17 protein-coding genes are annotated in these 17,956 nt (G+C 65.7%); 10 read left to right on the top strand and 7 right to left on the bottom strand.

The annotated features are described in order from the left end of the window. Both FOY51_RS19585 and FOY51_RS19590 read left to right on the top strand, forming a co-directional pair. The gene (locus FOY51_RS19585) at positions 1–987 is read left to right on the top strand and encodes a glycine betaine ABC transporter substrate-binding protein (RefSeq protein ID WP_149431938.1); all 987 of its coding nucleotides are present in this window, start codon (positions 1–3) and stop codon (positions 985–987) included. A 23-nt stretch (positions 988–1,010) separates the two neighbouring features. Next, the gene (locus FOY51_RS19590) at positions 1,011–1,286 is read left to right on the top strand and encodes a hypothetical protein (RefSeq protein ID WP_149431939.1); all 276 of its coding nucleotides are present in this window, start codon (positions 1,011–1,013) and stop codon (positions 1,284–1,286) included. Between the two features lie 12 nt (positions 1,287–1,298). Here FOY51_RS19590 and FOY51_RS19595 read toward each other — a convergent pair whose 3' ends face one another. Both FOY51_RS19595 and FOY51_RS19600 read right to left on the bottom strand, forming a co-directional pair. Continuing rightward, entirely contained in the window at positions 1,299–3,803 is a 2,505-nt protein-coding gene (locus FOY51_RS19595; protein ID WP_149431940.1) for a LuxR C-terminal-related transcriptional regulator, read from the bottom strand. Further along, positions 3,796–5,640 (bottom strand): Hsp70 family protein, encoded by a 1,845-nt coding sequence (locus FOY51_RS19600; RefSeq protein WP_187776393.1) that lies wholly within the window; start codon positions 5,638–5,640, stop codon positions 3,796–3,798. Before FOY51_RS19600 ends, FOY51_RS19595 begins: the two co-directional genes overlap by 8 nt. 252 nt (positions 5,641–5,892) lie before the next feature. On the opposite strand from FOY51_RS19600, the gene FOY51_RS19605 reads away from it, so the two are divergent. From FOY51_RS19605 to FOY51_RS19615, 3 genes are all read left to right on the top strand, one after another. Then, the gene (locus FOY51_RS19605; RefSeq protein ID WP_149431942.1) at positions 5,893–7,935 is read left to right on the top strand and encodes an IniB N-terminal domain-containing protein; all 2,043 of its coding nucleotides are present in this window, start codon (positions 5,893–5,895) and stop codon (positions 7,933–7,935) included. A 91-nt stretch (positions 7,936–8,026) separates the two neighbouring features. After that, positions 8,027–9,886 (top strand): dynamin family protein, encoded by a 1,860-nt coding sequence (locus tag FOY51_RS19610; protein WP_149431943.1) that lies wholly within the window; start codon positions 8,027–8,029, stop codon positions 9,884–9,886. After that, complete coding sequence (locus FOY51_RS19615; RefSeq protein ID WP_235916521.1) at positions 9,883–11,361, top strand: dynamin family protein; 1,479 nt, start codon at positions 9,883–9,885, stop codon at positions 11,359–11,361. Before FOY51_RS19610 ends, FOY51_RS19615 begins: the two co-directional genes overlap by 4 nt. Here the strand turns inward: FOY51_RS19615 and FOY51_RS19620 are convergent. Beyond that, positions 11,358–11,933, bottom strand: a complete 576-nt coding sequence (locus tag FOY51_RS19620; protein WP_149431944.1) for a helix-turn-helix domain-containing protein — start codon at positions 11,931–11,933, stop codon at positions 11,358–11,360. The genes FOY51_RS19615 and FOY51_RS19620 overlap by 4 nt on opposite strands. 66 nt (positions 11,934–11,999) lie before the next feature. On the opposite strand from FOY51_RS19620, the gene FOY51_RS19625 reads away from it, so the two are divergent. The 3 genes from FOY51_RS19625 to FOY51_RS19635 all read left to right on the top strand — a co-directional run bounded on the left by FOY51_RS19625 (position 12,000) and on the right by FOY51_RS19635 (position 13,409). After that, on the top strand, positions 12,000–12,674 hold the full coding sequence (locus FOY51_RS19625) for an AzlC family ABC transporter permease (protein ID WP_149431945.1): 675 nt from the start codon (positions 12,000–12,002) through the stop codon (positions 12,672–12,674). Continuing rightward, the gene (locus tag FOY51_RS19630; protein WP_149431946.1) at positions 12,671–12,982 is read left to right on the top strand and encodes an AzlD domain-containing protein; all 312 of its coding nucleotides are present in this window, start codon (positions 12,671–12,673) and stop codon (positions 12,980–12,982) included. The genes FOY51_RS19625 and FOY51_RS19630 overlap by 4 nt, the downstream gene beginning before the upstream one ends. A 70-nt stretch (positions 12,983–13,052) precedes the next feature. Further along, positions 13,053–13,409 carry a TraR/DksA family transcriptional regulator gene (locus FOY51_RS19635; protein ID WP_149431947.1) on the top strand — a complete coding sequence of 119 codons (357 nt, stop codon included), beginning with the start codon at positions 13,053–13,055 and terminating at the stop codon, positions 13,407–13,409. Here the strand turns inward: FOY51_RS19635 and FOY51_RS19640 are convergent. From FOY51_RS19640 to FOY51_RS19650, 3 genes are all read right to left on the bottom strand, one after another. Continuing rightward, positions 13,389–13,763 (bottom strand): BlaI/MecI/CopY family transcriptional regulator, encoded by a 375-nt coding sequence (locus tag FOY51_RS19640; RefSeq protein ID WP_149431948.1) that lies wholly within the window; start codon positions 13,761–13,763, stop codon positions 13,389–13,391. The two genes, FOY51_RS19635 and FOY51_RS19640, sit on opposite strands and share 21 nt — an antisense overlap. A gap of 3 nt (positions 13,764–13,766) precedes the next feature. Next, complete coding sequence (locus FOY51_RS19645) at positions 13,767–14,453, bottom strand: M23 family metallopeptidase (RefSeq protein ID WP_235916522.1); 687 nt, start codon at positions 14,451–14,453, stop codon at positions 13,767–13,769. Positions 14,454–14,684: 231 nt separating this feature from the next. After that, on the bottom strand, positions 14,685–15,200 hold the full coding sequence (locus FOY51_RS19650) for a 2-isopropylmalate synthase (protein ID WP_149431950.1): 516 nt from the start codon (positions 15,198–15,200) through the stop codon (positions 14,685–14,687). A 411-nt stretch (positions 15,201–15,611) separates the two neighbouring features. Here FOY51_RS19650 and FOY51_RS19655 point away from each other — a divergent pair, with 411 nt between their 5' ends. Continuing rightward, positions 15,612–16,385, top strand: a complete 774-nt coding sequence (locus FOY51_RS19655; protein ID WP_149431969.1) for a serine hydrolase — start codon at positions 15,612–15,614, stop codon at positions 16,383–16,385. Between the two features lie 2 nt (positions 16,386–16,387). Further along, positions 16,388–17,005: a pyridoxamine 5'-phosphate oxidase family protein gene (locus FOY51_RS19660; protein ID WP_149431951.1), complete on the top strand. Its 618-nt coding sequence runs from the start codon at positions 16,388–16,390 to the stop codon at positions 17,003–17,005. Here FOY51_RS19660 and mftD read toward each other — a convergent pair. Then, on the bottom strand, positions 17,002–17,956 hold a 955-nt coding region (gene mftD, locus FOY51_RS19665), incomplete at its 5' end, for a pre-mycofactocin synthase MftD (protein ID WP_149431952.1). The two genes, FOY51_RS19660 and mftD, sit on opposite strands and share 4 nt — an antisense overlap.

Genomic DNA, 17,956 nt, shown 5'->3' on the forward strand with positions numbered 1-17,956 from the left:
ATGACAGGCACGTGGCGAAGGTTGGCGGCGATAACGGCAGCGGCCGGACTCGCGCTCGTGGCATCGTGCGGCCTGCAATCGGGCGGCGCTCTTCCGCTCGACGTCGGGCCAGGGAGTATCAAGCCGGTGCCCGCGTTGGACGGTGTGAAGATGACGATCGGATCCAAAGACTTCACCGAGCAGATCACTCTTGGCTACATCATCGAATTCGCCATGGCCGCGGCCGGAGCTCAAGTGCGCGACCTGACCAACATCCAGGGTTCCAACAGCACCCGTGAAGCACAGTTGCACGGTCAGATCGACCTCACCTACGAGTACACGGGAACCGGGTGGATCAACTATCTGGGCAACGAGAATCCGGTCCCTGACCCCAAGGCACAGTTCGAGGCGGTCCGCGATGCCGACTTGGCCGCAAATGGCATGGTGTGGATCGACCCGGCACCGATGAACAACACCTACGCGCTCGCGATGAACAAGGACACCGCGCAGAAGACGGGCGTCAAGACGCTCTCCGACTATGCGAAGCTCGTCCAGAGCGATCCGTCGGCCGCGACAACGTGCGTCGAGACCGAGTTCAACGTCCGCCAAGACGGTTTTCCCGGAATGGCGAGGAAATACGACTTCGACGCGAATGCGGCGCGACGGCAAATTCTGCAGACCGGCATCATCTATCAGGCCACCGCCGACGGAAATCAATGCAAGTTCGGCGAGGTGTTCACCACCGACGGCCGGATCATCGCATTGAACCTGGTTCTCCTCGATGATGACCGGCAGTTCTTTCCCAAGTACAACCCCGCACTGGTCATGAAGAAATCGTTCGCGGACGCCCACCCGGACGTGGCGAAAGTGATGGAACCGATTTCGGCGAAATTGACCAACGACGCGATGACGGAGATGAACCGCAAGGTGGACGTCGAGGGTCAGGAACCCGCGGACGTCGCCCGCGATTGGATGGTGTCCGAAGGGTTCGTCACCAAGCCGTCGTAGCCGACAGCGGACGAAATTCGCGTGTGACAACCGAACTTTCGGGGTACTACCGCGTGAAGATCCTGCTGAGCATCCATTTGTGGAGAATCGAGTCGATCATGATCACACGCGGCGCTCACTACGCGCTCATTGGACCGCACGGCCAACGAACGGTGTTCGAGGTCAAGGCGATCCGCTACTCGCCATTCCCGTACGCCGAGTTGGAGCCGAGTGGAGGTGGCAACCGCAGGGTGGTGCATCTCGCCGACCTACAACGCGACCTCGACGACGCGAAGGTCGTGAAGACGGTGCGACACTAGGTGAGCGCTCGCCTAGCGGGCCAGGACTTCGTCGGTCTTGCCGTACCCCATCGCGCGAAGCAACGACAACATCTCCGACCGCGACCCCGCGCTCAACCGACGGCGGATGCGTGCCACGTGATGTTCGACGGTCTTCGCAGAGATGAACAGGCGCGCACCCATCTCGCGATAGGTCAGCCCGAGCACCAGGAGGTCCGCAACTTCGACCTCTCTGTCGGTCAACGCCGCGCCGACCGCACGCGGTGCCGCCTCACCCGCTGTGACCGGCTTGCGCGTGTCCTGACGCAAACCTCGAGCGACCTGCAGTAGGGCCGTCGCCTGCGCGGTATCGCTCACGCGCAGCGCAGCTTCGCTCGCCAGTCGCGCACCGTCCCACGACAACCCGATTCGGCCGAGCGTGTTCGCGAACTGCTGCACCTCGACAGCGTCAGGGCGATCCTGCAGTACCCGCAGCCATGCGCCACCGGCACCTGCGAGGGCGGCGGCATACGAGTCGCCGGTTGCCGCCGCTGCCTTGAGGGCCTCCGCGTGCGGCAACATGTCGGTGGGTTCGGCCGCAAGTATCGCCGCCTGCACGCCGTACCAGTGAAAGGTGTTGGACCACAGTGCCGGTTCGCCCAGATTGCGCAGTACCTGTGCGGCCTCGTCGATCACGTGAGCAATGGTGCCCGACTCCCCCAGTCTGATCCCACCGAGCCACAGTTCGCCGAGCGGAAGCAACATGAACAAGTCCGGTGACACATCGTGCAACATGCGCACAGCCGATCCCCACGCGGCAGACAATCCGCCGTGATCGCCTGCCCGACGGGCCAGCCCGACCCGAATCGCATTTGCGAACAGTGCATTTCGCGGACCGAGACCGTCTGCATCGATGGTGTCGACGATTGCGTGGGCGCCCTGATCGTCGCCGGCGAGCATCGCCGTCCACGCTGTCAGCAACTGGTGATGGCACCAGGTGAGTGAGCCAGGACGATCGGCTGCCACAGCCCTCGTCACGATGTCCTGGGCGCGCGTGAGATCGCCGATGTGCAGGCAGGCGAGGACAGCGACGGACGCAGCCGATCCCGGCACGAACGATGCGGCATCGGTGCCCGTCAACGTTGTCGCAGCGCGACCCAGCGCGCCCGCCGACGCTACTCCCGGCGTAGATATCGACGCCACCATGGCAGCGCCGAGTTGCGCGGCACCGGCAACTGCATCCGTCGGCGGCCCGGCGGCGCCGGCCGCCATGAACGCCGCCGCGGCTGTCGAATCACCCACGGCAACCATGACGGCTGCGGCGACCCCGGAAACCGCGCCGCTGCGTTCAGGTCCCAGCCACCGGTAGAGCTCGGCGCTCCGGGTGAGCACACCCCGATATGCGGATATGCCTGCGAGAACCGCAACTGCGGTGGACAAGTCGGACGTCGACACATCCGTTGCGGTGAGCACGCCCTCCGCGAGCGACGTCGCCGTCGTCAGATCGCCCGAAACCACTGCGGCAACGCTGTGGCGCACCGCCATCGAGTCGCGATCTGCACCGGCCAGCGCTGCGGCGGCGTACATCCGAGCAGCCGAGAACAGCTCCGATCGATGGGCACCGGCGCGCAGGAAGGCACCCAAGCGGGCGTCGCGAAGCCCGGTCTCGGCAAGTCCCATCGCGGTGTGCAGGCGTAGGCCGCCCGCATCGAACTGCACGTCGAACAGTCGTTGCTGTACTGCCAGGTATTTGCGCTCCCCCGAGACTGTCCGCAACGGCTCCGCGGCGATGGGCAGCAAAAGGTCGGGCTCGGTGACCAACCCGCACGCGCGCACCCGATCGATCAAGTCGCGAGCACGATCGTCGTCCACCTCGGCGACAGCGGCGACATCGGCGGGGTCCAGTCCGCACCCGACCGCAGTCAGGGCAAGGGTCGACAACAGTTCCGGGGCATGCGATTTCAAGATCGACGCTACCCAGCGACCGACCGCGGCGGTCACCGTCCGCGCGTCCGCATTGGCGATGTCTGCTCGAGCCGCGTCCAGTGCTGCCAGCACGCCGTTGTTGGTGCCACCCGTGATGTCGTGAATCGTCTGTGCCAGTTGGGCGCTGACCGCGATGCCGAGCTCACGCCCGGCGGTGATGATCTCGGCGCTCGACAGCGGACGCAAGTCGAAGATCCGGCCGCGGGCCGACACCGTCGACACCAAGGCCCGCAACGCGCGATTGTGCGGTCGCGGTTCGGACGCGAGAACCACCACGGCATTGCCATGCTCGATCAGCGTTGTGAGCGCGGACAAGCGATCCGGTGTGAGCGCATGGGCGTCGTCGACGACGACTGCCGCGCCATCCGCCACCGATGTGACGGACTGGCCATCGTCCGAGGAGAGCGCTACTCCATCCGCACGCAACCGGCCGCGAACGCCCTCGAGCAACGCGGTCTTCCCGCTCTGCGCGGTGCCGCGAACCAAGACGACTGTCGACCCTGTCGCCGACGCGACTTCGCGATAGACCTCCGCGAGTCCGGCCTGCGCAGTGATCGTCACCGCATTAGCCACCGAGTTTCCCGGGGAGCACCTGGGAGACGATGGGGGCAACCGGAAGTGCCGTGGGAACCGGAACGACGACGGTCGGCAAACTCGGCGCGTTGAGGGGTGGCAGGTTCACGTCGGGCATCTGCGGTGTGTTGTTGTTGCCACCACCGGACTGCGCGGGCGGATTCTGTTGCACTGGAGCAGAACCCCCGTTGTCCGCCGGTGGTGCTTGCTGCTGCACGGGTGCAGGCGCCGCGGGGGCCGGTGCGCCTTCGGCGGGAGCCGCGGGCGCCGGCGAATTACCCGGGGCAGCCGGCGATCCATTCGACTGCTGACCGTTACTTCCCGTTGCCGATCCGGTCGGCACGGAACCTCCTCCGCCCGCTCCGGTGTTGCCGCTGCCTTCGGTGGATCCGGGTTGAGCAGGCGAACCGGACTGCTGTTGATCGTTGCCTGCCGGCGCGCCCGCAACCGGGGCCGCGGACGTACCGCCGGGCGCGGCAGGTGCTGACGTGGCTGCACTTGTCCCACCCGACGTGGGCGACTGCGGCGCAGGCGATCCGCCCGTGCCGAGTGACAGCCCGCCCGCTGCCAAGACCGTGATCGCCACGGCGGCAGCGGCAATGAAGCCCGCCTTCTTCCCGCGTGACATGCCCGCCTTCTCGACGGCGGGCAAGGACGCAATCGCCGCGGGACGAACGGGAGCGGGGACCGGCGCCGGCGTACGGAGTGCAACGGCCCCCGGGGTGATGGCTTCGGTGGCCGGTTCGGCTGCGGCGCTACTCGCGAGAACCGCACCGGCCGAACCGATATCGGTCGCCAACATCGCTGCTCCGATGGCGCTCACGAGTTGCGGGCGATCCGAGGACACCACCGCGAGGCCTAGATCCGATGACACCATCTCGGCGACCAACGGAATTGCGGCGCCACCGCCGATCAGCAACACCCGATCGATATCGCGAAGCTCGAGGCCTGCAGCGTAAACCGCTTCTCGCACCAGCGTCATCGACACGGACAGCGGCTCGCGGAGAAGATCTTCGAGCTCACCGCGCACCAGCCGAACCTGCTGATGCACGCCGGGAAGGTCAACGGCGAGAGCGGTTTCCGTCTCGTCGGACAACTCTTCCTTGCCCCGCGAGCAGGATCCGCGCAATATCCGCAACGCCTGCTCGGTGGCGGGATCGAAGGGATCGATGGCGTGGTTTTCGACGTGCGACAGCACGTATTGCATCGTCAGGTGGTCGAACTGCGCACCACACACGTCGTCCGAGCGGATCGGCTTGCCGATGATGCCCGCACCGGCGCCGGTACGCAGCACCGTGATGTCGAGAGACGATCCGCCCAGGTCGTAGACGACCACGGTGCCGTCGGCGAGCGGGCCCTTTGTGCCTTCGAGCCACTGCAACGCCGCCGTCGCTTCGGCAACAGGCGTGACATCGGGCAATCCTGCTCGGTCGAGTGCGTCCATCAGCGAATCGACTGTGAAACGAGGCCATGCGGTCGGATGGGTGACGACGACGGTTGGATCGTCGATATCCGTGGTCGCCTCGTGCACCAGGCACTCGACGGCCGACGCCATCAAATCCTCACCTGCGTAGGTGGCGCCGTCGTCGGTCAACATGCCGACCGGATCGCCGACCCGTGCCACGAAGCCGTCGACAAGGACGTCGCGTCCGTGGCGGCCCGTCGGCGCCGAGCCTGCACCGAGTCGCGGTGCTTCGCCTGGGGCGAGGCGCAGCGACGCAGGCCGGCTGATGGTGGTGTAGTCGGACGCGTTGACGCGACCTCTACCACTCGAGCCGATTGCAGCCACCGCGTTGACAGAACCGACGACGACGCCGAGCCCGTGCTCTCTAGACATTCGAAACTCCCGTAGTTCGACGCCGAAACCTACGGGCGTAGTCGGCCCATCCTCTTTATTCGTTACACCTTCCATGCTGGTCGGAGGACATTAGGGGGAATTTCCCCTATAGGCGGCGTTTGCCCCATCTTGCGGGGACGGCGAAGAGCGGGGATCGGCCCCGTTGGACGCGGCGCCGCAGGCCCATAGCGTCGTCACCAAGCACAACGGCGGCACGTTCAGAGCCCACCCACGAAGTCCTAGGAGATTGCCATGACCCCCAACGCAGTACTCGAATTCATCCTCAACCTGCTTCGTGACGACCACGCAGCAGCTGCGTACTGCGCCAACCCGCAGTCTGCGCTCGCGGCGGCCGGCCTCGGCACCGTGACCCACGCGGACATCGTCGCGTGTGCCCCGATGGTGGCCGAATCTGCCCTGCTCACCGGAGGTACCGAGTTGTCGACGATTCTCAACGCCGGTGGCGAGGGTGGTCTCGGTGGCGGCCTGGGCGGCGGACTCGCCGGTGGTGGTGAAGGTGGCCTCGGTGGCGGACTCGCCGGTGGTGGTGCCGGTGGTCTGGGTGGCGGACTGGCCGGTGGCGGAGGCCTCGGCGGTGGGCTGGCCGGAGGGTTGGCAGGCGGTCTCGGCCTCGGTGCGGGAGCCGGCCTGGGACTCGGTACCGCGCTCGGCGGGAACCTGGGCGGCGGCATCGACCTCGGCGCGCAGCTCTCGGCAGCCTTGAGTGCAGCGTTGCAGGCCGGTGGCGCGGCGGGCGCAGAGCTCGGCGCTTCGATCGGCGCAGCGTTGGAGTCGGCCGTCGGTGCCGGCCTCAACCTCGACAGCGATCTAGGCTTGGGCGATGCCATCGGTACTGCGCTCGGCGGCGCACTCGGCGCCAACGGCGCGATCACCGGAAACCTGAGTTCGGCACTCGACTCGGCACTGCAGGCCGCGGCGGGTGCAGCTGGCAACGTCGATCTCGGTGGAGCACTGGGTGCGCAGGGGCAGTTGACGACCGCTCTCCAATCGGCCTTGAGTGTCGGCGGCGATATCGGCGCGAACCTCGGCACCGCTCTCGGTGCCGCACTGAACACCGCGGTGACCGCCGGCGCGCAACTAGGCGGAGACTTGCAGTCCGGACTCGGAATCGACGGATCGATCGGGAATGTCCTCGGGACCACACTCGGTTCCGCACTCGGCATCGGCGGCAACTTCACCACCGACCTCGGCACCGCATTCGAGAGCGCACTCAACGGCGGGCTGGCCGCAGGCGGATCGCTCGGGAACGAACTGAACGCCGGACTCGGTGGGCTCGCGGCCGGCGGTGCCGATCTGGGCGCCGGGCTTGCCGGTGGGTTGGACGCAGGCGCAGGCCTGGGTGCGGGCCTCGGTGGCGGGCTTGCGGGTGGCTTGAGCACGGCAGGCAACGCGGGGGCAGACCTGGGCACCGCGCTCGCGGGTGGTCTCGCCGGCGGGCTGAACGCAGCGACCAATGCCGGCTCAGACCTCGGAGCCGGGCTTGCCGGCGGCCTGAGCGCGGCAGGCAACGCGGGCGCAGACCTGGGTGCAGGTCTCGGCGGCGGGATCGATGCCGCCCAGCACGCGGCGGGCGACCTGGGCGCCGGACTTTCGAGCGGTCTCGACGCAGCAGGCAACGCGGGAGCCAACCTCGGTGCCGGACTGAGCAGCGGTATCGGCGCCGGTGCCACTGGCGGCATCGACGCAGCCCAGCATGCAGCAGGCGACCTCGGCGCCGGACTTTCGAGCGGTCTCGACGCAGCAGGCAACGCAGGTGCCAACCTCGGTGCCGGACTGAGCAGCGGTATCGATGCCGGTGCCACTGGCGGCATCGACGCCGCACAGCATGCAGCAGGCGACCTCGGCGCCGGACTTTCGAGCGGTCTCGACGCCGCGGGCAATGCCGGCGGTGACCTCGGCGGGCATCTGAGCAGCGGCATCGACACCGGTGCGGCCACCGGAATCGATGCCGCGAGCCAGATCGGCAGCTCGCTCAACTCGGCGGGCCATGTCGGAACCGACATCGGTAGCTCACTCGGCGGCGGAGTCGCCACCGGTGCCGACATCGGTGGCGCGGCATCGAGCGGTCTCGACTCTGCGGCCCAGGCGGGCGTCAATTCGTGGTCGCATCTCGACGCCTCCAGTGTGTTCGGCGGAAGCGCAACCGGCGCGGCAACAGGCGCGATCGACGATTCCGCGCACACGGGACTGTTCGCCGATACGCACGCCGCGACCGACACGTCGGCGGCAGCCGATACCCATATCGCCCCGACCGGCGATATACATATCAACTGAACCGCTCCACCGCTGTGCGCGCTTTTCCCTGCCGGGTCAGGGAAAAGCGCGCACAGTTGTGAGACGCCAACCGACGCAGGGTCAGGGGAAGATGAACAGTCCAGCAACGCAGGCAGGTCGCGCACCCGAACCAGCGGCGGCAATGGTGGCCCTCCTCGACGATGCAACCGCTGTCGCTCGCTCGGCCGGCCGAGCAGATTTGGTGCAACGGCTCGACACCGCAAAAGAACGGGTTCTGGACCCGCGTCGCAAGATCGTCGTAGTGGGTCCGCTCAAGCAAGGCAAGAGTCAGTTCGTCAACTCGCTCCTGAACCTGACTGTGTGCTCGGTGGGCGACGACGAGACCACCGCCGTGCCGACCGTTGTACAACACGCGCCTGTCCCAGCCGCCGAACTCGTTCTTGCCGATTCCGGCGGCGACCCGCTACGCGTACCTGTCCCCCTGGACCAGATCACCACCATCACTCCCAACTCACCGCTCGCACAGGGCCGCGATGTGCTTCGGCTCGAGATCGGTGTGCCCAGTCCACTGCTGGCGGATGGATTGGTCATCGTCGACACACCGGGTGTCGGCGGGCACGGAAGTCCGCACTCCGCAAGCGTTCTCGGATTGGTGCCGGGAGCCGACGCCGTTCTGGTGCTCTCCGATGCGTCGACCGAGCTGACCGAGCCCGAGGTCGGATTCCTTCGCCAGGTCATCGGCCTGTGCCCCGCCGTTGCCTGCCTCGTCAGCAAGGTCGATCTGTATCCGGAGTGGCGTCGGATCGTGGACGCCGACCTGGGCCACCTGCAGCGCAACAATATTCACGTTCCGATCCTTCCGGTGTCGTCGATGCTGCGCTCCCATGCGCTGCGTCTGCAGGACGACGAGTTGAACGTCGAATCCGGATTCGCCGCGCTCTACCAGTTTCTGCGGGACAACGTGGTGTCGCGCTCCGACGACGCAACTCGGCGCGCCGTCGCTCTCGACGTCCGCTCGACGTCGGAGCACATCGCACTCGGACTCGCGAGCGAGCTTGCCGCACTGCGTGATCCGGAGACCGGCGCAGCGGCTGTCCGCGAACTGCAACGCGCGAAGATCGCCGCCGAAGACTTGCACAAGCGGACTTCGCTGTGGCAACAGAGTCTCGGCGACGGCATCACGGACCTGGCCGCAGACATCGACCACGATCTGCGCGAACGGCTGCGCCGGGTAACCCGCGATGCCGAGGAATGGGTGGACGAGCGCGATCCGGGCGACAACTGGTCCGAGTTGGGCGCGTGGTTGGAGGACATGGTCGGCACCTCGATCGGTGACAACTTCGTATGGGCACACGAACGTTCCGTGTGGTTGGCGCAAGTGGTAGCGCAGCATTTCGCCGAAACAGGAGCGGTCGACCTTCCTCACCTACACCTTGCCGACATCGACAACGTCCTCGAGCCCGTCGACTCACTGGCAGACCTGGAGTCCGGACGCATCGGCATCACCCAGCGAGTGCTGGTCGGTATGCGCGGTTCCTACGGCGGCGTCTTGATGTTCGGCATGGTCACCACGTTGGCAGGCATGGCCCTTATCAATCCTATCTCGATCGGTGCCGGTGTGTTGCTGGGCACCAAGGCTTTTCGCGAGGACAAGGATGCAAGGATCGCCCGCCGACGCAACGAGGCGAAGATGGCGATCCGACGCTACGTCGAAGACGTCAGTTTCCAAGCGAACAAGGAGTCCAAGGACCGGCTGCGCCAGATTCAACGAGTACTCCGCGACCATTTCGCCGGACTCGCCGACAACACGCTTCGTTCGCTGAACGACTCGCTGCGTGCCGCGCAGGACGCCGCCACGGTAGCGTCGTCGGATCGAGCGCAGCGCTGCGCCGAGCTCGAACAACAGATGCGAACGGTGGCCGAGTTGCGGACCCGATCGGACCGAGTGTTGCCCGCCGGCGAATCGTCGAACGGGCGGCAGCTCCAGTGAGTCCGATCGACACGCTCTACGAGGCACGCACACTGGTTCACGACGCCTGCCGCACCTACGCCGACGATCCGATGATTCGACCGCAGGTAGAAGAGTGCGCCCGCCGTCTCGACCAGCCGTTGCGGGTCGCGCTGGCGGGCTCGATCAAGGCAGGTAAATCGACCCTGCTCAATGCCCTTGTGGGGCAAGACATCGCACCCACCGACGCAACGGAATGCACTCGTGTCGTCACGTGGTATCGCAGCGGACCGACCCCCACCGTCACGGCCTGGTACGGCGGCGGCCGACAGTTCAACGTTCCTGTGCAGCGACGCGAAGGTGGGTTGACCTTCGACCTGGGCACGGTCACATCCGATCAGGTCGATCATCTCGACGTGCAATGGCCGGCGCGAGCGTTGGCCGACACCACGGTCATCGACACGCCTGGCACGTCGTCGCTGTCACGAGATGTGTCGCAACGAACGCTGGATCTGCTCACGCCCGACAACGCCGCGTCGGGTGCGGACGCCGTCGTCTATTTGCTGCGCAGCCTCAGCGCCGCCGACGTGTCGTTCCTGGATCGCATCGGCAGCCATGTCGGCGCGGACTCGGGACCGCTCGGCGTTGTCGGCGTCGTGTCGCGCGCCGACGAAGTAGGCGCCGGGCGGATCGACGCGATGATGTCGGCCAAGGACATGGCAGCTCGGTTTTCCACCGAGCTGGAGCGAACAGGCTTGTGCCAGGCCGTAGTTCCCGTCGCGGGCCTGCTCGCGTTCGCTGCACGCACGCTCCGACAGAGCGAATTTGCGGCGTTCGAAGCGTTGAGCCACGTGTCCGCAGACGACATGCACCTCGCGTTGCTTTCCGCCGATCGATTCGCGCGTCCCGACAGCCCGCTGCCCGTCGACGCGCGCACCCGGAGCGAGCTGACCCGCCGTTTCGGGCTGTTCGGAATCCGTCTCGCGGTAACGCTGGTCAAACTCGGCGCTCGCGACTCCCCCACGCTCGCAGCGGAATTGGTGGAACGCAGCGGCCTCGACGAACTTCGCCAGGTTATCGACGTGCAGTTCGGGCAGCGCGCCGATCAGCTGAAGGCACACTCCGCACTCGTCACGTTGGAGCGGGTGCTCGCGGGGCGTAACGACCGCGCGGCCGCCTCGATCGTTCCTGCGGCACAACGGTTGCTCGCCGACGTTCACAGCTTCGCCGAGTTGCGACTGCTCGGCAGACTCCGGACCACTGCGATGGTTCTCCCGGACGACGATCTCACCGAATTGCAGCGCTTGGTCGGCGGCTACGGCATCTCGCCGACGCGACGCCTCGGCATCCCCGACGATTCCGACGCGAGTACCCAGCAGACCGCCGCCGTCGACGCGGTCCGAAAGTGGCGGGCTCGAGCTGCACATCCACTGGTGGATCGCTTCACCGCGAACGCATGCGGGATCGGCGCTCGCAGCGCAGAGGGTGTGCTCGAGCGATTGCGCTGGCGCGACTAGCCGGAGCTCTCCGAGACCAACGTCGCCGTCGTACCGGACACCAACGCACGAAAGACATGCGCGACGTCGCCCGGATAAGCGATGTAGTCGCCCGGTCCCAGTTCGACCGGACTGTCCGTGGGCCCGACCAGCGCTCTTCCGGCGCCGATGATCACGTGCTCGACCGTTCCGGGCAGATGTGGATCCGACAACCTGTCGGCCCCCGGCTCTGCGGTGAGGCGGTAGATGTCACGTCGAGCATTGGGCGGGCACGATGCCACCAGTGTCGCGCGATAGTCCGCGCTGTCCGATGCGATCACAGGACCCTCATCGAACTTGATCACGCGCACGCGAGGTCGCGGCGGATCGACGAGTTGCGAGAACGGCACTCCTAACGCGTTGGAGAGGGCCCACAGGGTCTCGATGCTCGGGTTGCCACTCGCCGATTCGAGTTGCGATAGTGTCGATTTCGCGACTCCAGCCCTGCGAGCGACCTCGGTGAGCGACAGTCCGGTGCGGGCGCGCTCACGCTGCAGCGAACGCGCGATCACGTCCAACGGTGCTCCGCCACCCTGTCCCGCGTCCGTAACCATCGTTCTCCCTGTCGGTCTGATTGTTCGACTTGACGAACACTACGTCTTTCGTTCATTGTAGAGCCCATGCGTTCGATATGGCGAACACTCGACTCAGGCCTTGCGCGCGATATCGCGCTGGTGTGCCTTGCCGACGGCATCGTCGGAGTCTCGTTCGGCGCCATCGCGGTGAGCGCCGGATTCGCTATGTGGGTGCCGATTGCCCTGTCGCTGTTCGTCTTTGCCGGGGCGTCGCAGTTCCTGTTCATCGGCATCGTGGCGGCAGGTGGCAGCCCGTTCGCTGCAGTGGTGGCCGCACTGCTGGTCAACACGCGCCATCTGCCGTTCGGTCTAGCCGTCAGCGATGTGCTGGGAACCGGGCTACAGCGAATCGTCGGCAGCCACCTGATCACCGACGAATCGTCGGCGTTCACGCTGAACCAGCACGAGCCCGATCGGCGTCGAGCGGCATTCTGGTCCTGCGGAATCGGCATATTCGTCGTGTGGAACATCGGCGTCATGATCGGTGCCGTGCTGGGCGACGTCATCCACAACACGGATGCGTTCGGCTTGGACGCCGCGTTCCCGGTCGTCGTGCTCGCCCTGGTGCTCCCATCCTTGCGCGATGCCGGAACCCGGCGCTGCGCGGCCGCCGGGGCAATGATCGCACTGGCTGCGACACCCTGGTTACCCGCAGGCGTTCCGGTCCTTCTCGCCGTCGCGGGGCTGCTTGTCCGAAAACAGAGTCGAGTACCGGCATGAGTCTCCTGGTTGCCGTGATCGCACTGGCCGCAGGTACTTTCGCAATCCGGCTGGCCGGACCCGTACTGCGCGAACGGACCGAACTGTCACCATGGCTCGAACGGACGATGACGGATGCCGCCGTGGTACTGATCTGCGCGGTGACCGCGACGGCGGCATTGATGGAGGCTCAGACGTTCGCGGGCGTCGCGAGGCCGGTGGGTGTAATCGTCGGCGGGGTGCTGGCTTGGCGCAAGGCGCCGTTCGTGCTGATCGTGCTCGCAGCAGCCGCAACGGCAGCAGGTCTACGAGCAATCGGCGTTCCCTGATCGAACGAACGTGCCGTTCACTTGCTTGGATCGAACGAACGTACCGTTCACTCCATGAGGCGGGTGCGAGATGTCTGACAGTGGCAGTGCGGTAGCTCGCGTTCGCGCGGAGATCTCCGAAGTCGAGCGGCGAATGCGGTCCTTGAATGCCAGATTCGATGCGATCGTCGCCGGATCGGAATTCACCACCGACGACGACGAGCACGATCCCGAAGGCTCGACCATCGCTTTCGAGCGAGCTCAGGCCGTCGGTCTGCTGGCCGATGCTCGACGCGAACTCGACGACCTCACCGCTGCACTGACCCGAATCGACAACGGCGCCTACGGAATCTGCACGATCTGCGGTGCGCAGATTGCTGCGGAGCGGCTCGATGCACTACCCGCAGCGACGCGGTGTATCGAGTGCTCAGTCCGCGTCGATCGGTAATGCAGAACGGCTGTCCCAGCCACGACGGATTGCGGCACACTCGGCGTCCGACATCGTTCGAGCCAACTGTTCCAACACTGCTGCCGAATCGACTGTGCTGTCCAACAACTCACGAACTGCCGCAGATTGCGCTTCCTCGGCGGACCGTGACGGAAAATAGAAGTAGGCGCGCTGGCGCTTTTCCCGCGTCACCCACCCTTTGTCGTGCAGGTGGGTGACCACCGTCAGCACCGTTGTGTAGGCGAGCTTCTTGCGATCGCTGAGGCGTTCGACGAGATCGTGGACCGATTGCGGTTCCGTGATGGTCCACAATCGTTTCATCACCTCGGCTTCGAGACCCCCGAGTCCCTTCATCGCCTACGACGCCATCGCGGTGTTCGGGTGCAGACCTCGCGAAATCAACCACGGCAGCGGATCGATCTTCTGACCGTCGACCGCCCACACCTCGTAGTGCAGGTGGGGACCGGTCGATTGCCCGCGGTTACCGACGGTGGCAATGATGTCGCCCGCGCGGACATGCTGACCGACGGTGGCCAGAATGTCGTTGACGTGTCCGAAGACGCCGATGGTGCCGTCGTCCTGTTGAACACGCACCCACAGACCGAAGCCTTGGGCGGGGCCGGCTTCGATGATGGTGCCGTCGGTCACGGCCGCGATCGGCGTACCGATCGGATCGGCGAAGTCCATGCCTGCGTGGAACTCACCCCACCGCGCACCGAAGAGCGACGAGACCGGGCCGATCACCGGGATGACGACCTTGGGGCGAAGAGCGTCGGCTTCCCGTGCGAGGCGCTCGTGATCGCGAGCGACCAACTCGGCGTCACGCGCCGCCTTGGCTGCCGGATCTTCGAGAGCAACGGGTGCCGAAACGGGCGCAGCAGCGGCCGCGGTGTGACCGGCAGCCTGGAGGTCGGGCTGCTCCGAGCTCACCGAGTGGCTGGCACCGGCAGCTGCGGCAACGACAGCGCCTGCGGCGACCGACGCAGCTGCGATACGACCGACGGGCATGCGACGACGCGTCGCACGGTTCGAACTGGTATTCATCGAGCGAATGCGCTTCATGGGAGATAACGAAACGGTTACGGACATGGCGAAGACGCTAACAACTATTGGCCATAGTTTTTGTGACCTAGCCGTTATCTTGCCTGCAAACGACCTGTTCATGGGCAGTGATAGCAGAAACGAATCGTGCATTACATCCAGGTGAACGCCGAATAACAGGCACTTTCGGGCATCACACGGTGTGCGATGTCGGCTCGATCACAACCGGTCGTATCAGACCTGTTCAGAGCGCCGAATCGTCGAGTTTCCGAGCATATTGGCGCCCGCGATGATCGCCCGGAGTGCCGACTCGGTGTGGTCGGAATGAATCGCAAACGCCCACTGGCATCGGCCTGCTCGTTCACACAACACGAAGGTGGCGAGGCCGACTGCGACCGCACGCTGGTGGAACGAGAGGATCTCCACGCCGTAGCCCGCGTCGTAGAGAATCGCCGTCAAGGCTGCGATCGGACCGGCAGCTTCGATCCGCGTCGACGAAATCCTGTCGTCGATCCCCAGCGTCGCCTCGAATTCGGGTAGGCCCGCGGTGCGACGCATCTCGGTCCACGAACTCAACCGCACCGGACCGGCAGTCGGCGCGTAGGCCTCGACGAAATCTGTCCAGGTCATTCCGCCTCCGGCGCGTGCCAAGTCTCGTGGCAGCGACACACCGAATCGGTGTGCGAACGGATCGCGGTTGCCGCACGACGCGGCGTAGGGGTGATCGGAAGAATGGCGAATGGTGTTCATGCGAATCGGTCTTCCTCGAGAAAGGGTACGACCGACTGGTAGCTCAACGGCCCGCAGCGGGGGGCCGGTCTGGATTCAGACCCCGCTACGGCGGTGAACTACGAGGAGACGCTGCATGGCACCGAGAGTAGAGATCGTCACGGGCGAGCGCAACACAGTTTTCGGTCCGTGCCAGGCTGGTCGGTCATGAGCGCTTTCACCAGCCGCCCCGCTACGGCGGCAATGATCGCGATCGTCACCGTGGCGTTGGGCGGCTGCACCGTCGGCTCGACGGCGTCAGGCCCGACTGCCCACGTGACACCGTCTGCGCTGGTCGCCACACCCACACCTGCCTCGACACCGGTTCCGCCGCCGAGTGCCGCCGTACCGACGACCACGGCTCCGACAACCACTGCACCGACTACCCCTACCCTGACGACGACTCCAGTCGCTGCCTGCCCCGCGGATCCGACTGCCGTCGACTGCGACCTGCAGCACCGAATCGCGGCGACCAACAGCTACATCGATTCGAGACCGGGCACCGTTGGCTACGTGCTGCGCGACCGGACCACGGGCGCATCTTACCACAGTCCTCAGGCCGGAACGCCGGTGTGGACGGCGTCGACCATCAAGCTCGCCATGGTTGTCGATCTCTTCACTCGCAACAACGCGGGGACCATTTCGTTGACCGACACCGATCGGACCCAGATCCAGGAAATGCTGCACACCTCGGACGACGACGCCGCGGACGCGCTCTGGTTTCGCTACGCAGGCGACGACCACCAGGCATTCAACAACGACTTCCCCAACTACGGCATGACCGATCTGCGCCCGATCGCAGGATTCAGCAAGTTCTTCCCGTACTGGGGTTTTCAGAAATGCACGCCCGACGACTTGGATCGGCTCATCCACTACGTGCTGACCGAGCTCGATCCGGCGGATCGCGCCTACATCGTCGATCAGCTGCAGAACGTGGGCACCATCCAGCAATGGGGCGTGTGGGGTGCGGGCAGCGCAGAACACCCAGGCAACAAGGACGGCTGGTCCGAGGAACAGGGCGGCTGGGTCATCAACTCCGTCGGATTCGCCGGTCCGGATCAGCGATATACGCTGGCAATCATGAACTCGCTCAACGGTGAAGGCGGTTACGACGACGGCGTCGCCACCGACTCGCATGTCGCCGAACTGCTCCTCGCCGGACGCTGACCGTGGCCGACCAGCAGATCACCACGGAGGCCGAACTGCGGGATCTGATCGGCGTTCCACTCCCTCGGACGGCGAACAAGGCGCGCCCAGCCCTGCTCGACGTCGATCGGCAATGGCTCGCGGCTTCACCGTTCTGTCTGGTCGCAACCGCCGACGCCGACGGAACATGCGATGTCTCGCCCAAAGGCGACCCGGCCGGATTCACACTCGCGCTCGATGATCGGACCATCGCAATCCCCGAGCGGCCGGGCAATCGGCGCGCGGACGGCTTCGTCAACATCTTGCACAATCCGCACGTGGGACTGATCTTCTTCCTGCCCGGCCGCGGCGACACCCTTCGCATCAACGGCAGGGCCCGCTTGGTTCGCGACGCACCGTTCTTCGACCAGATGCTGGTGAAGGGCCACCGCCCGATCCTCGCCTTGATCGTCGATATCGACGAGATCTTTCATCACTGCTCCAAGGCATTTCTGCGCTCGAAGCTGTGGGACGCCGATACCTGGCAACCCGACGCCGTTGCGAGCCGACCGCAGATCGCCAAAGCGCTGGAGCGACAGCAGGATTCGATGGAGGAGCTAGAGCGGTACTACGGCAGCTCCTACGCGGAACACCTCTACTAGCTGCCGAGGTTGCGCGCGAAGCTGTCCGTGGTCACGACGTCGTCCGCGGTCAGATCGTGGATCGACGAGTGCCCGAGCCCCAGAATCGCGGAATCGATTCCGGACCTGAGTATGTCGAGGACGTTCTCCACACCGGCCTGACCGTTTGCCGCGAGACCCCACAGGTAGCCACGGCCGATCATGACGGCTTTCGCACCGAGCGCTACCGCTTTGACAACGTCGCTGCCGCGGCGGATGCCGCCGTCGAGCAACACCTCGACATCACCACCGACGGCCTCGGCAACAGCTGGTAGAGCTCGGATCGGAGCCGGCGTCCCGTCGAGGTTGTTACCGCCGTGATTGGACACCGAGATCGCGGTGACACCGGCGTCGACAGCGCGCTTCGCGTCGTCGACCCGCATCACGCCCTTGAGCATGAACGGTCCACCCCACAGCTCACGCAGCCATGCCACATCTTCCCAGCTCGGCTGCGGAGTTCCCATCCACTCGCCGTACGCGCCGAAGAACGTCGGCGCATCCTGGCCCGGCTCAGCAAGATTCGGCGTCGTGAGATCTGGAATCTTGTGAGTCGCGGCGAAGGCCTTGATGAAATCCTTCATGTACCGCGGCTTCACGATCATCTCGGGCGCCAGCTTGGTGAGCGCTTTGACGTCGATCTTCTCCGGAATGGCGGGCGAGCCCCAGTCGCGGCCGTGCGAGAACGACCAATCGAGGGTGACGATCAACCCGACCGCCCCCGCTGCCCGCGCACGCTCCATCCGCTGCACCATCTGCTCTTTACTACCGACCCAGTACATCTGGAAGAACGTCTGCGGATTGGCCGCCACGACGTCCTCGATCGACTTGCTCGCAAACGAACTCAACCCCATCGCGATACCCCGCGCCGCCGCCGCACGCGCCACCGCAACCTCACCATCCGGGTGCACCGCCTGCACCCCGGTCGGCGAAATC

Source organism: Antrihabitans cavernicola, assembly GCF_008297975.1.
Lineage (GTDB): Bacteria > Actinomycetota > Actinomycetes > Mycobacteriales > Mycobacteriaceae > Antrihabitans > Antrihabitans cavernicola.